Here is a 13,585-nt window from a genome sequence, read left to right as displayed (position 1 = left end):
ATAGGGCAAAAAACGAAGTCACATAAGATCTTAATTTATGTTTAAGTTATTTATTTTAAATGGTTTTTTGTTTTGATTTGAGATCTGTTGCCCAACAGCTGTGCAGTAATTCAGCATTAAGCTTTCCCACTGTTTTATGATAAGTGGGTCTTTAACGCTTAGCTTCAAGCTCTTCCAAGGTTGCAGGCAGGTCGATTTTGATTCTGGTTTGGATAGCCGGGCGAATAGATCTTCGGATGGAACCACTCTCAATAAGGCAACTAGAGACTCCATGTAGTTCAGGCGAAACTTCTCCATGTTGTCTTGCTTATAAGCGATATGAGATACCATCATATAAACCAACGCATTTTCGATCGTAGAGTTGCCTGAGGTATTGGTCAGAAGCTCTTTTGCGGTTTGCAGGTCTCTTAGTTTGAAATGAATGATACCAAGCCACAGCTTCAGTTCGTCTGGTAGTCGGTTAAAACGAGTTTGAACAAGGTTAGTGAACGCGACGAGCTTCTTCTGATCTGTTTCAAATAGCGCAAGTTGACGCGCAATCAGAGTCGACGTCATGGTGTTGAGCTTAATGCCATCCAGCGCTATGGCTTTTCCACTTAGCAATTCGCTGACTTCGGCATTGTCGACTGACCATTCTGGCGGTAATGGTGCTGGCAGTGCAAAATAGTTAGCTAGCTCTCGGTTGATCTCCATAAGGCTGCTGCTGATATTATTGACATCAATAGAGTAAGCACCACCAAATGCGAGCTTCCCTGAGTTTGGGTAGATCAGGCTTATCTTTGCGATAAGGCGTTTGTCCACTTCTTGATCTTTGAGCTGAATGTTAAGCAGGTAATCACTGGTACGCATGTTCTTTGCGCCCGGAAAGAAGGGAGAGCTATCAATAGGGTCAAGGAAGTAGCTTGGCGCATCTTGGTTAGCAAGATCGGTGTAGGCGTATTCAATCTGCTGTTGAAGTAATAATGCTTTTACGACTTTTCGGTATTTTCTGGAATTCTCACCAATGGCATCCAATCGGTTCAGGAGAAGCTCGACCTTAGGAATCAATCGTTGGTCACGTTCAATTTCTGAAGCGCGAGTGGGAGATTGCCAAAGCATGTAACCCATTACCGCAGTGCTGATCAGCAAAGCCAAAGACACCACGATTAACCAAGGGTTAACTGGATTAGATCTATTCCCTTCTTGACTGACTGGAGATTCCAGTTCTGCATCATTCGGTGCAGTTTCAGGGGAGGTCGCGGCAAAACTAACCGAGTTTGGGTTTAGAAAATAGCCTTTACGTGGGTAAGTCACTAGTATTTTGGTTGCGTCGCTATCAGGCAGGTGTTTTTGAAGTACTGAACGTAACGTACTGATTCGGTTGGTCAGAACATTTTTGGAAATGAAGTTGCTTTGCCAGACAGATTCAATGATGTGCTCGGCGGCGAGCGGTTGACCAACGCTGGTAAGAAATAACTCTAAGAGCTCGATAGAACGAGGCTCTAAATCAATGACCTGCTCGTCGCAGCTTAAGGCTCGTGTGTTGGGGTTGAACTCCAAGCCTTCAATATAAATAGAGGCTTGTTGGTCTTTGGCGCTGGAGAGGTAATCTTGCATAGAAAAGGCGACGGTTTATAAAACCTAAATTCTAGCTGTTTTTGTTACTAAAAACAGCTAGTAATTCATAGGGGGATGGGTATTAAGACGCGTAATTCACCGAGTAACGAGTAGGCTTGTGATTCATTGCCAATACGATGTTCAATACTGCGGTGCCCAATACCGAAACGGCAATTACCCAAGGCGATACGAAGAAGCAAGACGCAAACAGAATACAGGCATCAATGCCCATCTGAGTTTTACCTACAGAGATGCCATAGCGGTCTTGGATGAACAAACATAATACGTTGAAGCCACCCAAGCTGGAGCGATGACGGAATAGGATTAACATACCTAAGCCCATTAATAAGCCACCGGCAACAGCACAGTAGATCTCGTTATGAACTTCTAGTGAGATAACGAGGTATAAATGATCGGCAAACACAGAAACTAACGCACCAGCAATTGCACTGCTAATGGCAAAACTACGGCCAAATCGTTTCCATGCCAATAAATAGAATGGACAGTTGGCCACAAAGTACAAAATACCGAAGGTTACAGGTAAGAATTGACTCAAAAGCAGAGCCAAGCCAGTAGTACCACCGGTAAGCAGGTTCGCTGACTGTAAAAAGAAGACGCCTAACGCCACTAAAAACGTGCCAGTGAGAATAGCTACCCAATCTTCTTTACGTGAGTGTTTTTCCATCGTTTTAATAATTACCTAACCAATAAAGGCGTGCATAGTAGAGAAAAACCTTAGCTTTCGGTAGCTTGAGGGGCAAAATTAAGGTAAACCTATGTAATCTGCGTTTTACAGGGTGTAAAGCGTAAAATTGACAGTAAGCGTCATCTTTGGTTGGATAAGCTTAATAACCATGATGAATCTTATATGTGATTATGAAAAAACTGCATGATAAAATTGCAATTAGCTCTTTATGACCTAGATCAAATTATGTAGAATGCGTCACATCAAAACGGTGACGGAAACGTTTGCTTTCGGTCGTTGTGTGGTTTTTTTGAAACTTTCAGTACAATCTGAGTCAGGAGATACAGATGCTTAAGCGTGACATGAACATTGCTGATTACGATGCGGACCTATTCGCAGCTATCCAAGAAGAAACTCTTCGTCAGGAAGAGCACATCGAACTTATCGCTTCAGAAAACTACACAAGCCCACGTGTAATGGAAGCTCAAGGTTCTCAACTTACAAACAAATACGCTGAAGGCTACCCTGGTAAGCGTTACTACGGTGGTTGTGAGTTCGTAGATAAAGTTGAAACTCTAGCAATCGAACGTGCATGTGAACTGTTTGGCGCTCAATACGCGAACGTACAACCTCACTCAGGTTCTCAAGCAAACAACGCTGTATACATGGCACTACTGAATGCTGGCGATACTGTTCTAGGTATGAGCCTAGCGCACGGTGGTCACCTAACTCACGGTTCTCCAGTAAACTTCTCTGGTAAGCTTTACAACATCATCCCTTACGGTATCGATGAAGCAGGTCAAATCGATTACGAAGAGATGGAAGCGCTAGCTATCGAGCACAAACCTAAGATGATCATCGGTGGTTTCTCAGCTTACTCTCAAGTTTGTGATTGGGCACGCATGCGTGAAATCGCTGACAAAGTAGGTGCTTACTTCTTCGTAGATATGGCTCACGTTGCCGGTCTAATCGCTGCAGGCGTTTACCCGAACCCAGTTCCACACGCTCACGTTGTAACAACGACAACGCACAAAACGCTTGCTGGTCCTCGTGGTGGTCTTATCCTTTCTAACGAAGGCGAAGATCTTTACAAGAAACTAAACTCAGCAGTATTCCCTGGCGGCCAAGGCGGTCCTCTAATGCACGTTATCGCTGGTAAAGCAGTAGCGTTCAAAGAAGCTCTAGAGCCAGAGTTCAAAGAATACCAAGCTCGCGTTGTTGCTAACGCAAAAGCAATGGTTGCTGAATTCCTAGCACGCGGTTACAACATCGTTTCAGGTTCTACAGAGAACCACCTGTTCCTAGTTGACCTAATCGACAAAGACATCACAGGTAAAGAAGCAGATGCAGCACTAGGTTCAGCTAACATCACAGTGAACAAGAACTCAGTACCAAACGATCCACGTAGCCCGTTCGTTACGTCTGGTATCCGTATCGGTTCTCCTTCTATTACTCGTCGTGGTTTCTCAGAAGCAGACGCGAAAGAGCTAGCAGGTTGGATGTGTGACATCCTAGATAACATGGGTGATGAGTCTGTTATCGAAGCAACTAAAGCAAAAGTATTAGAAATCTGTAAGCGTCTACCGGTTTACGCTTAATTTTTCTGCGTAGTAATTTGAACTTCGTTGTCGAGCATGCTCACTTACATCCGTAAGCTCCGCGTGCTCTCCTAGAATTTCAAACGACTACTTTGAAAAATACTTTAAAGGGGCTCATTGAGTCCCTTTTTGTTTTAGGGAAAGGTGTTGAAGATTCTGCACCTGTTCCTTGAACTAAAGCTATTTGATTGAAAAATACGATTTGAAAGGCTCCTGTTGGGAGCCTTTTTTGTATTGGTCGGTATGAGCGTTGGGTTATCTGAGAATACAGAAAGGCAGGTAATAAAAAAGGGCTGATGTTTGCACATCAACCCTTTGCTGTTTGTTGGTATCGGTTTTACTTTTTGATGCTCAGTAAAGTACCTGACTTACATCTAAACGAGTAGTAGCTACGGCTCTCGTTGAATTTACCTAAGCCTTCGCCATCACAATAGTCGATGTTGATATCACGCATTACTTCTAGCGTATCTTCGCTGTTCAAAGCGAATTTAGAACCATCAGAACAGACGATACGAATTCGCTCATCATGGCTTACTGAGTAGATATCGACTTCGGTATTACACAGCTCAAAAGAGGCTTCACGAAAGTTGTCTTGCTGTGTATTTGAAGCGCAACCTGCAGTCAGTGTTGCAGCGAAAACTGCCAAAAGTCCGAGTCTTTTCATTGTTAATCCTTCGCTATCATCAGATTGGGTGATGAGTTTTATATGCTATTTGAGGTAGCCTATACAACAATACGCTTCGGTTCAAGGAGCGTTCGTTGACTCTAAGATATAAAAGTATAGATGTAGACAGATAATTTATAACTGGTTAACTACATGTTTATCCAATACGTATCAGCAATAAAAAAGACCAAAGCAGAGTTTGGTCTTTTAATAGGAAGCTTGTTTTCAACTATTATCGAAATTGTTTGGCTTCTGGAAGATACTCAAAACCAGCAGACGCAAGTTTTGCGATCAATGCTGCTTTGTCGATTTCGTAGAAGTTGACTACTCGATCCAAATCACCACCGAAGTCGTCACGGAGCTTCATGTTGACGATGCTCATCAACATCACAGAGTCCATCTTTTCAAAGTTAGCGAGGTTCATATTAGTCCTCGAAATCTGAGATCAGCAGATTGGCTGCGGCAAATGCAGCGCGATCACGTGCTTCTTTAGGAAGAGATTCATCTGCAGCAAGGTCATTCAATGTTTTTACCGCGCAGGTGATCGCTTTAGGGATATAACCTTGGTCGCCACTGCCAATTTGAGAATACAGTTCACGCACCAAATCACAACAATCGTATACTTTCATTTTTATACCTAACCAAATGATAACTGATCTCAATATACACATAGAGATAAGCAAAAACAAAGTGGATCTGATTAAGTTCAGAGTTAGTTTGTTCTTGCTCAATATCTCATTCTGTTAATGCTCAATGTATAACTTTGCTAGCATGCCATTTGAGTCGTTCTTTATGATTCGCTGGTATTTATTTAGTCGCTTAGTATCTAATGATTAGCCGGATATTTGTTGTTCAAGTTGATAAGTAACTTCATCTGCAAGGTTGAGTTGCTTGGCTAACTCTTTGAGGTAAGCCTTCTCCATGAAGTTCTGTTCATCCGCCACAATCAAAGACGCTAAGTAGATCTCACTCGCTTGTTGAGGTGAAGTAGCGAGCTGAGCAATTTCACTTGGATCGAGTGGTTTGTGCAGCTCTTCAGAGACCAATTTAGTCAGTTGGTAGTCCGCGCCCATATTTTCGACCGCTTGCTCGATCTTGGCCATTTCCTCCTCATCGACATGACCATCGGCTTTGGACGCAGCAATCATCGATCTTAGAATCAGCACACTATGGTTTGAGTCGTTCTCATCAAATTGAGCTTGTTCGGCATTCGGTGTTTGCCCTTGTTTAGATTGATAGTCGTTATAGACCTTGTAAGCGAGTGCGCCAAGAGCTGCTGCGCCACCAATACCTGCGGCTTTCTTACCCATTTTCTTAGTCTTCTTAGAGCCCATTAACGCACCTAAGAGTCCGCCGCCAACTGCGCCTGCGCCGAAGGCTCCAAGTGTGCTTTTACTGCTACTCTTGCCATTGCTGCCTTGAGAAAGGCCACTTAAACTTGAAGACCCTTGTGACAGTTTCTGAGTGCCTTGTTTAACGAGATCTGATTTAAGTGCTTGGTTCAGTAAGCTTTTGATATCCATCGATACCTCCAATGGTGAGCATGTCCAAAAAGTTGATGACACCAATATACGGATTTGAAGATGAACAGGGGATTAACTTACGTTATTTACTCTACTGATAAATAGAAGGGAGTTTGAAGAGAAACGACAGGCACAAAAAAGGCCACCTGACGGCAGCCTTTCAATATCTAACTAAATATTTATTAGCTAGCAAGCAATAGGATTACTTAGCTAGTTGAGCCTTAAGGTGCTCGATAACCGTGTCCATTGCGATAACTTCTTTATCACCAGTACGACGGTTTTTGTATTCGAAGTTACCTTCGTCCATGCTGCGATCACCGATAACGATAGTGTGAGGGATGCCCACAAGCTCGATATCTTTAAACATAACACCTGGGCGTTCTTTACGGTCATCGAATAGTACTTCGATTCCCATAGCCGTTAGTTCAGCGTATAGCTTCTCAGCGGCTTCTTTAACGCGCTCAGATTTGTGCATGTTCATTGGTACGATAGCAACTTGGAACGGTGCTAGTGCGTCTGGCCAAGTGATACCGAATTTATCGTGGTTCTGCTCGATAGCAGATGCAACAACACGTGAAACACCGATACCGTAACAACCCATTTCTAGGATTACGCTCTTACCATCAGGACCAAGCACGTTACAATTCATTGCTTTAGAGTAAGTATTACCTAGCTGGAAGATGTGACCAACTTCGATACCGCGCTTAAGTTGGATAGTACCTTGACCACATGGGCTTAGGTCGCCTTCAACAACGTTACGTAGGTCTTCAATTTGAGCAAGTTCAACGTCACGACCCCAGTTGATGCCAAAGTAGTGCTTACCGTCTACGTTTGCGCCAGCGCCGAAGTCACTCATTACAGCAACAGAGCGGTCAACGATGAATGGTAGCTCTAGGCCAACAGGGCCAAGTGAACCAGGGCCTGCACCCACAAGTGCACGGATCTCTTCTTCAGAAGCCATCTCTAGCGGAGAAGCTACTTGTGGAAGATTTTCAGCTTTCACTTCGTTAAGCTCGTGATCACCACGGATGATTAGAGCAATGATATCTGCTTCTACTTCATCAGACGCTTTAACGAATAGAGTCTTAACGGTCTTCTCGATTGCTAGACCGTGTTGCTCTACAAGCTCAGCAATTGTTTTTGCGTTTGGCGTATCAACCAGTTCCATCTCTCGAGTTGGCGCTGCTACTTCTTCAGTAGGAGCTAGTGCTTCTGCTTTCTCGATGTTCGCTGCGTAATCAGACTCAGAAGAGAATGCGATTAGGTCTTCGCCGCTTTCAGCAAGAACGTGGAACTCCTGAGAGCCGCTGCCGCCGATTGCGCCAGAGTCTGCCAATACTGGACGGTACTCAAGGCCCATGCGGTCGAATGCTTTACAGTAAGCATCGTGCATCGCTTGGTAAGACTTTTCTAAGCCTTCTTTATCGATATCAAAGCTGTACGCATCCATCATAGAGAATTCACGTGCACGCATTACGCCAAAACGAGGGCGGCGCTCATCACGGAATTTAGTCTGGATTTGGTACAGGTTTAGAGGTAGCTGTTTGTAAGAGCTGATCTCGTTACGTACTAGGCTCGTCACTACTTCTTCAGCTGTTGGGCTAAGAACGAAAGGACGAGAGTGGCGGTCTGTGAAACGAAGTAGCTCAGGGCCCATCTTTTCAGAACGGCCAGTCTCTTCCCAAAGCTCAAACGGTTGAACTACGGGCATCAAGATTTCAACGGCACCTGCATTATCGATCTCTTGGCGAACGATATTTTCGACTTTACGCAGTACACGTAGACCAGTAGGTAGCCAAGTATATAAACCTGAAGCTAGCTTACGGATCATACCTGCACGTAGCATCAGCTGGTGGCTGATAACTTCTGCGTCGTTTGGAGTCTCTTTCAGAGTAGAAAGAAGGTAGTTACTGGTACGCATTCTATGGTATCCGTTTCATCATTGATAAAAGAAAATTTGCTGCAGTGAGTGACGACAGCAAATCTGATATAGCCGCATATAATATCAGCCTATTTGGGATCTCAAAAGCGTTCAATGTCAGTTACATTGATGAAAAGCGTTTCAACCACGAATTTCACGTTAAGATCGAACAAATTTACCGCATATTCCTTGTTGTCAGGCTTACCTTTCTTATAGGCAGGGCGAGGATCTTGGCCTAATACTTCTTTGATCACCTGAATGATATGGCGCGCTTGTGGATGGCTTGCGAGCTTACTTTGCGCTTGCTGCGAAAAGTTAACGTCGAGCACTTCTGGTTCATCGGCGGCAAACCCTCCCAATGCATCCGGGATCGAATCTGAGTAGGGGATATAAGGCTTGATGTCGATGATCGGTGTGCCGTCTACTAAGTCGACGCTGCCAAGATCCAACCAAGTCTGCCCTTTCTCTTGAGATACACCTTTGAGTTCAACCGCAGACATGCCAATTCCATTGGGTCTGAATGTGGCACGAGACGCGAAGACACCAATACGTTCATTGCCGCCAAGGCGAGGTGGCCTCACGGTTGGTTTCCAGCCTGCTTCAAAGTTCTTATCGAACAAAAACAACAACCACACATGGCTAAATTGCTCAATATCACGAACAGACTCAAGGCAGTTCGCTGCTTCAACTAACCTAACTCTTGAGGTCGAAGTGGGTACTAACCTAGGCTGTCTTGGCACAGCGAACTTCTCTTTATAAGGAGACTCAATAAAGCCAACAGGTTTAATGGTGTACATAGCAAGGTGTTCTCTGGTTTCAGTTAAGACGGAAAAATATCATAAAATCGCTTGTTTTTCTTTTGATAATAATTATCATTTGATATGTTATAACGTATCAATTTAATTATTTAGGGAAATACAATGAAACCGAATATCCACCCTGACTACCGCACAGTGGTGTTCCATGACACCAGCGTTGATGAGTACTTCTTAATAGGCTCTACGCTGAAAACAGACCGCACTATCGAATGGGAAGATGGCAATACTTACCCTTATTTCACGATTGAAGTGTCTGCAAAGTCGCACCCTTTCTATACGGGTAAACAGCGAGTGCTACATAAAGAGGGACGTGTTGCTAACTTTACTCGTCGCTTTGGTCAATTAGGTAAGGGAGCGAAATAGAATGAAAGTTATAAAATCACTTAAAAGTGCGAAAAGCCGTCATCCAGATTGCCAAATAGTAAAGCGCAGAGGCCGTCACTATGTCATCTGTAAATCCAACCCGAGATTCAAAGCGGTTCAAAAATAGTCAGTCAAATTGATGTGACACGAGTGTAAAAACGAGGGGAAAGTCAAACTTCATTCATTTGTCTGTTTTTCTTTTCCTTCGAGAGGAACCTTGCAGAATATTGCGTGTTAAATTAGCGTACGGTGTGTTTTATTTTTAAATGAATCAATGAGTTATATCGCCATTTATTTTTGTAGTGAATGTGTTCTTGTGAATTATAAATCTAGTTTTTGTATTTAATGTAGATTTATTTGCTAATTAATTGTTCTTATAGAGTTAAAAGTAGTCATTTGTTACACATTTTGTAACATTTTGAATTTCTAATTGATAATTTTGTCGCGTACTCTGCGCTGGCAATTTGAACATTTTTGTCACAATTGCACAGGAATCACTACAAGGAGGGAACTGATGAGTTCATCAGCTTCAATAAAAAACAACTCGCCAAAGAAACCAATTTTTACCCGCTTTCTCGATGGCGTTGAATATTTGGGGAACCTTTTACCCCACCCAATCACTCTTTTCGCAATCTTCTGTGTCGCAATCCTAGTCTCTTCAGGAATTGCTGGTTACTTCGAAGTATCTGTAATGGATCCTCGCCCAGAAGGTGCTAGCGGTCGTGCTGCTGATGGCATGATCCACGTTGTAAGTTTACTTAATGCTGAAGGCTTACAACTCATCGTAACGAATCTAGTTTCGAACTTTGTTGGCTTTGCGCCACTTGGTACTGTGCTTGTTGCAATGCTAGGTGTTGCGATAGCTGAACACTCAGGTCTATTATCTGCGGCAATGCGCGGCATGGTAATGGGCGCATCTCAGCGCATGGTTACTGTAACCGTAGTATTTGCCGGTATTATCTCTAACACGGCATCTGAGCTGGGTTACGTAGTTCTTATTCCTCTTGCAGCAATGCTTTTCCACTCATTGGGTCGTCACCCATTAGCAGGTCTAGCGGCAGCATTTGCTGGTGTATCTGGTGGTTATTCTGCAAACCTACTTATCGGTACGGTTGATCCACTGCTTTCTGGTATTACAGAAACAGCAGCACAAATGCTTGATCCTTCTTACTCTGTTGGCCCTGAATCAAACTGGTACTTCATGTTTGTTTCGACCTTCTTTATCTCGATTGCCGGTGCATTGGTAACAGAGAAGATTGTTGAACCTAAATTGGGTAAATACAACGACGAAGACGCGTCTGAAGATCTTTCAAATGACTCAATGGGTAAGCTTACTGCTATTGAGAAGAAAGGCCTTAAGCTAGCGGGTGTTGCTGTATTAATCGTGAGTGCACTTTTAGCTTGGACTGTGGTTCCTGCTGACGGTGTTTTGCGTTCAGAGGCAGGTACGATTTCAGGTTCTCCATTCCTGAAAAGTATCGTCGCGTTTATCTTTGTATTCTTTGCTATTCCTGGCTTTGTTTACGGCAAAGTTACGGGTTCAATGAAGAATGACCGTGATGTGATTAATGCAATGGCAACGTCTATGTCTTCAATGGGCATGTACATTGTTCTTGTATTCTTTGCTGCGCAGTTTGTTGCTTTCTTTAAGTGGACGAACTTTGGTCAAGTAGTCGCTGTTGGTGGCGCAACATTCCTTCAGGATATTGGCCTAACGGGTCCAATGTTGTTCTTCGCATTCATCCTAATGTGTGGATTCATTAACCTGATGATCGGTTCAGCTTCTGCACAGTGGGCAGTAACAGCGCCAATCTTCGTTCCAATGCTAATGCTAGTAGGCTACGCACCTGAAACGATTCAAGCGGCTTACCGTATCGGTGATTCAACAACGAACATCATTACACCAATGATGAGCTACTTCGGTCTTATCCTTGCCGTAGCAACTCGCTACATGAAGAACCTAGGTATCGGTACACTGATCGCGACAATGTTGCCTTACTCAATGGTATTCATGTTCGGTTGGAGCATCTTGTTCTACCTATGGGTATTCGTATTTGGTCTACCAGTAGGTCCAGGCGCTGCAACGTACTACACGCCTTAGTCTTAAGATTTGTCTATAGATGGCTCGTTCCTATAGACAACTCTTTCTTACAGATATCTCTTATTGAGAATAAAACCTGCGTTTATCGCAGGTTTTTTTCGTTATGCCACCGGGAACTAGTAGGAGTAAGTCATGATGACATTGACGATTTTTCTGCCCGGGCCACCAATGAATTCAAGGTTTGCTCCGTAAGTTTTTGTGATATTCCAATTCGCTCCGATTATCGCAGAGTAGTCTTCTGCGCTTTGCTGGGATAATTGATAAGACAGCCCGTCTACACCTAACGCGTTGTTTTCTTGCGTTAACCCTTCACTGTGCATGTAAGCGGCACCTACATAGGGGAAAATGTTACCCCAGTTTTCAGTTTGAATAAGTGGGCCAACTCGAGGGCTGAACAACATTGTTTTAGTATTTGTACGCTCATCATCGGTGCGAGAGTGCGTCATACTGGCGGGAAGTACATAAGTGAAATCCCCAACCTGACCGACAATATTCATTGAGAACCCCCAGTTTGTGCCTTCCACATCCGGGTAAAACTCTGGAGTGCTGACGGATTCTTTAGCGCAAGTGGGCAACCTTGGGTGATTATCGCAAGCTTTAAAAAGTGAGGTCGGTATTTCGGCTGTTAATTGTGTTCCACCCGAGAAACGCCCGACATGTACGCCCATTTGTAAGAAGGGAAACACCCAAGCCGCTGCGCGCAGCTGCATGCTTTTGCTCTCGATTTCAGGATCGCCAAATGACACCTGTGAAAGATCGTATCTGTCTCCTAAATCTACGTCACCAACTTGCACGCCCAAATCATACATTTCGATATTTTGCGCAGAAGCGTTACCGATGAATGAAATAGAAAACGGTAGAGGCAGGGCATAACCGAGATCAATGGCTTTTTGGGCATGAAAGGGTAAAGCGTGTTCCCACTTCTTATTGAGCTTCTGCTGTGTTTCTGCATCAGGAAAATCGACTCGTGCACTTTCTTTTGCCCAGCTTGGTGTTGAGCCTATAGCCAATGCGACAACAGCGCTCAACGTTATAAACTTTGTCATGGTGACCTCTTAAAACGCCTCGTTGATCGACAGGTAAAGGCCTTGTGCATCATTGGAGCCAAAGCCGAGGTCGACACGAACGTTCATACGAGGTTGGAGTTCATAACGATAGCCAACGCCATAGCTGTAAATCTTATCCTGATACAGGTCATTGGTGTTTTCAGCCGTTGTTGCGAGACCGGCCCACATCGTAAAACCGTGTTTGGTGTAATCACCATTGCTCATAAATGACTGGCGATACTCCATAGTGTGCTCGACGCTGTGCATATCACGGTAGCGTCCGTAATAGATGCCACGCATGGAATCTTGGCCACCAAAGGTTGGCAGTTCGTAATAGGGAACGTCGCCTTCGCTGAAGTTTGCAGTATTGAGAAAAGCCAAAGTGGAGCCTTTAATTGGTGTCCAGTACAGACGATAATCGGCTTCAGCTTTTTCAAAATTGGAATCACTGCCAAAGTTGTCTTGGTAGCTCGCGTATTCAAGGCTCAGAAACTGGCCTTGACGTGCATTTACTGCGATGTCGCGGGTATCCCATTGTAAGGCTACACCTACCCCGAGCGTGAAGGGGTTATCTTGACCGTAGATAAAATCGGTATCTTGAGCGACGTTTGATGAAATAGATTCTTCAATCGCCTTTTTGTACTGCAGGCGAAGTATTGGCCCTAGGTAAATGTTGTTACCCAAGTGCATTCCGAGATCAGCGTTGTAGGTGACGAAGTCATAGTCGACCAAGTTCTCTTCATCTTTACCGTTATTGGCCCCGGACTGATAACCAGTACCGAAATAGTACAAGCTTTGTTTGCCCATCGATAGTTGGCCGAAGTAGCGCAGTTTATTCTGTGGAGAGAATATTTTTTGTTTAGAGCGAACCCCAAAACCTACGCCGCTATCCATCTCATTGGCGATACCCACTAATGTGATGGAAGACCGTTGAGTTTTACTCGGTTGTTCAGGTGTCGTGTTAAATGAGTACAATCCACCGATGGCAAGCATAAAGCCAGTTTCTGGCATGTAAGCTGGGCCCCCAAGCAGTGAAAATAATCCGTTATCTTTGTTGTCTGGTGTTGAGTGGGTAACGGTATCTTCTTGTGCTAAAGAAGTAGAAGAGAATCCAAGGAGCAGGGAGCAGATCCATTGCAACGAGCCAAAAATAGTCGTTGTTTTACGTAGCATGGTGTACTCATGTGTTCACTAAAAGAGGGAGTATCTATGTCTGTGCTACGAGGAGGTAATGATCCGTTTCAATATCTGATATGTGTTAAGTGTATAT

General features: G+C 44.0%; 14 protein-coding genes. 4 read left to right on the top strand and 10 right to left on the bottom strand.

Features of this window, described 5'->3' with window-relative positions; all coding sequences use genetic code 11:
- Window positions 1-30 precede the first annotated feature (30 nt).
- The gene (locus M4S28_RS13730) at window positions 31-1,596 is read right to left on the bottom strand and encodes a winged helix-turn-helix domain-containing protein (protein ID WP_249631966.1); all 1,566 of its coding nucleotides are present in this window, start codon (window positions 1,594-1,596) and stop codon (window positions 31-33) included.
- Window positions 1,597-1,678: 82 nt separating this feature from the next.
- A complete protein-coding gene (locus M4S28_RS13725) occupies window positions 1,679-2,281 on the bottom strand; it encodes a YitT family protein (RefSeq protein ID WP_016784986.1) in 603 nt (200 codons plus the stop codon).
- A gap of 347 nt (window positions 2,282-2,628) precedes the next feature.
- On the opposite strand from M4S28_RS13725, the gene glyA reads away from it, so the two are divergent.
- Window positions 2,629-3,879 carry a serine hydroxymethyltransferase gene (gene glyA / locus M4S28_RS13720; RefSeq protein WP_017084166.1) on the top strand — a complete coding sequence of 417 codons (1,251 nt, stop codon included), beginning with the start codon at window positions 2,629-2,631 and terminating at the stop codon, window positions 3,877-3,879.
- A gap of 337 nt (window positions 3,880-4,216) precedes the next feature.
- Here the strand turns inward: glyA and M4S28_RS13715 are convergent, their stop codons facing one another.
- The 6 genes from M4S28_RS13715 to tsaA form a co-directional block, all read right to left on the bottom strand.
- Complete coding sequence (locus M4S28_RS13715; protein ID WP_004736794.1) at window positions 4,217-4,543, bottom strand: hypothetical protein; 327 nt, start codon at window positions 4,541-4,543, stop codon at window positions 4,217-4,219.
- A gap of 232 nt (window positions 4,544-4,775) precedes the next feature.
- On the bottom strand, window positions 4,776-4,967 hold the full coding sequence (locus tag M4S28_RS13710) for a DUF4250 domain-containing protein (protein WP_102467014.1): 192 nt from the start codon (window positions 4,965-4,967) through the stop codon (window positions 4,776-4,778).
- Window position 4,968: 1 nt separating this feature from the next.
- A complete protein-coding gene (locus M4S28_RS13705) occupies window positions 4,969-5,172 on the bottom strand; it encodes a YaeP family protein (RefSeq protein ID WP_009847436.1) in 204 nt (67 codons plus the stop codon).
- 204 nt (window positions 5,173-5,376) lie between these two features.
- Complete coding sequence (locus M4S28_RS13700; protein WP_017086220.1) at window positions 5,377-6,066, bottom strand: tellurite resistance TerB family protein; 690 nt, start codon at window positions 6,064-6,066, stop codon at window positions 5,377-5,379.
- Window positions 6,067-6,268: 202 nt separating this feature from the next.
- A complete protein-coding gene (locus tag M4S28_RS13695) occupies window positions 6,269-7,987 on the bottom strand; it encodes a proline--tRNA ligase (protein ID WP_249631965.1) in 1,719 nt (572 codons plus the stop codon).
- A gap of 101 nt (window positions 7,988-8,088) precedes the next feature.
- Window positions 8,089-8,784, bottom strand: coding sequence for a tRNA (N6-threonylcarbamoyladenosine(37)-N6)-methyltransferase TrmO (gene tsaA, locus M4S28_RS13690; protein ID WP_249631964.1), 696 nt, complete (start codon window positions 8,782-8,784; stop codon window positions 8,089-8,091).
- Window positions 8,785-8,907: 123 nt separating this feature from the next.
- Between tsaA and M4S28_RS13685 the strand changes: the two genes are divergently transcribed.
- From M4S28_RS13685 to M4S28_RS13675, 3 genes are all read left to right on the top strand, one after another.
- A complete protein-coding gene (locus M4S28_RS13685) occupies window positions 8,908-9,168 on the top strand; it encodes a type B 50S ribosomal protein L31 (RefSeq protein WP_054541634.1) in 261 nt (86 codons plus the stop codon).
- Window position 9,169: 1 nt separating this feature from the next.
- Window positions 9,170-9,295 carry a type B 50S ribosomal protein L36 gene (gene ykgO, locus M4S28_RS13680; protein ID WP_081008126.1) on the top strand — a complete coding sequence of 42 codons (126 nt, stop codon included), beginning with the start codon at window positions 9,170-9,172 and terminating at the stop codon, window positions 9,293-9,295.
- Between the two features lie 387 nt (window positions 9,296-9,682).
- Window positions 9,683-11,269: an AbgT family transporter gene (locus M4S28_RS13675; RefSeq protein WP_004734363.1), complete on the top strand. Its 1,587-nt coding sequence runs from the start codon at window positions 9,683-9,685 to the stop codon at window positions 11,267-11,269.
- A 116-nt stretch (window positions 11,270-11,385) separates the two neighbouring features.
- Here the strand turns inward: M4S28_RS13675 and M4S28_RS13670 are convergent, their stop codons facing one another.
- Window positions 11,386-12,315 (bottom strand): hypothetical protein, encoded by a 930-nt coding sequence (locus M4S28_RS13670; protein ID WP_249631963.1) that lies wholly within the window; start codon window positions 12,313-12,315, stop codon window positions 11,386-11,388.
- A gap of 9 nt (window positions 12,316-12,324) precedes the next feature.
- A complete protein-coding gene (locus M4S28_RS13665) occupies window positions 12,325-13,488 on the bottom strand; it encodes a BamA/TamA family outer membrane protein (RefSeq protein ID WP_249631962.1) in 1,164 nt (387 codons plus the stop codon).
- Window positions 13,489-13,585 lie beyond the last annotated feature (97 nt).

It is taken from the genome of Vibrio sp. J383 (assembly GCF_023503985.1).
In the GTDB taxonomy this organism is placed as follows: domain Bacteria; phylum Pseudomonadota; class Gammaproteobacteria; order Enterobacterales; family Vibrionaceae; genus Vibrio; species Vibrio splendidus.
The sequence above is the reverse complement of the archived record's forward strand: the minus strand, read 5'-3'. Positions and strand labels throughout refer to the sequence as shown.

Bases quoted from the DNA above. Each gene is read 5' to 3' on its own strand.
- M4S28_RS13730 (WP_249631966.1), bottom strand. From the start codon at position 1,596: ATGCAAGATTACCTCTCCAGCGCCAAAGACCAACAAGCCTCTATTTAT.
- M4S28_RS13725 (WP_016784986.1), bottom strand. From the start codon at position 2,281: ATGGAAAAACACTCACGTAAAGAAGATTGGGTAGCTATTCTCACTGGC.
- glyA (WP_017084166.1), top strand. From the start codon at position 2,629: ATGCTTAAGCGTGACATGAACATTGCTGATTACGATGCGGACCTATTC.
- M4S28_RS13715 (WP_004736794.1), bottom strand. From the start codon at position 4,543: ATGAAAAGACTCGGACTTTTGGCAGTTTTCGCTGCAACACTGACTGCA.
- M4S28_RS13710 (WP_102467014.1), bottom strand. From the start codon at position 4,967: ATGAACCTCGCTAACTTTGAAAAGATGGACTCTGTGATGTTGATGAGC.
- M4S28_RS13705 (WP_009847436.1), bottom strand. From the start codon at position 5,172: ATGAAAGTATACGATTGTTGTGATTTGGTGCGTGAACTGTATTCTCAA.
- M4S28_RS13700 (WP_017086220.1), bottom strand. From the start codon at position 6,066: ATGGATATCAAAAGCTTACTGAACCAAGCACTTAAATCAGATCTCGTT.
- M4S28_RS13695 (WP_249631965.1), bottom strand. From the start codon at position 7,987: ATGCGTACCAGTAACTACCTTCTTTCTACTCTGAAAGAGACTCCAAAC.
- tsaA (WP_249631964.1), bottom strand. From the start codon at position 8,784: ATGTACACCATTAAACCTGTTGGCTTTATTGAGTCTCCTTATAAAGAG.
- M4S28_RS13685 (WP_054541634.1), top strand. From the start codon at position 8,908: ATGAAACCGAATATCCACCCTGACTACCGCACAGTGGTGTTCCATGAC.
- ykgO (WP_081008126.1), top strand. From the start codon at position 9,170: ATGAAAGTTATAAAATCACTTAAAAGTGCGAAAAGCCGTCATCCAGAT.
- M4S28_RS13675 (WP_004734363.1), top strand. From the start codon at position 9,683: ATGAGTTCATCAGCTTCAATAAAAAACAACTCGCCAAAGAAACCAATT.
- M4S28_RS13670 (WP_249631963.1), bottom strand. From the start codon at position 12,315: ATGACAAAGTTTATAACGTTGAGCGCTGTTGTCGCATTGGCTATAGGC.
- M4S28_RS13665 (WP_249631962.1), bottom strand. From the start codon at position 13,488: ATGCTACGTAAAACAACGACTATTTTTGGCTCGTTGCAATGGATCTGC.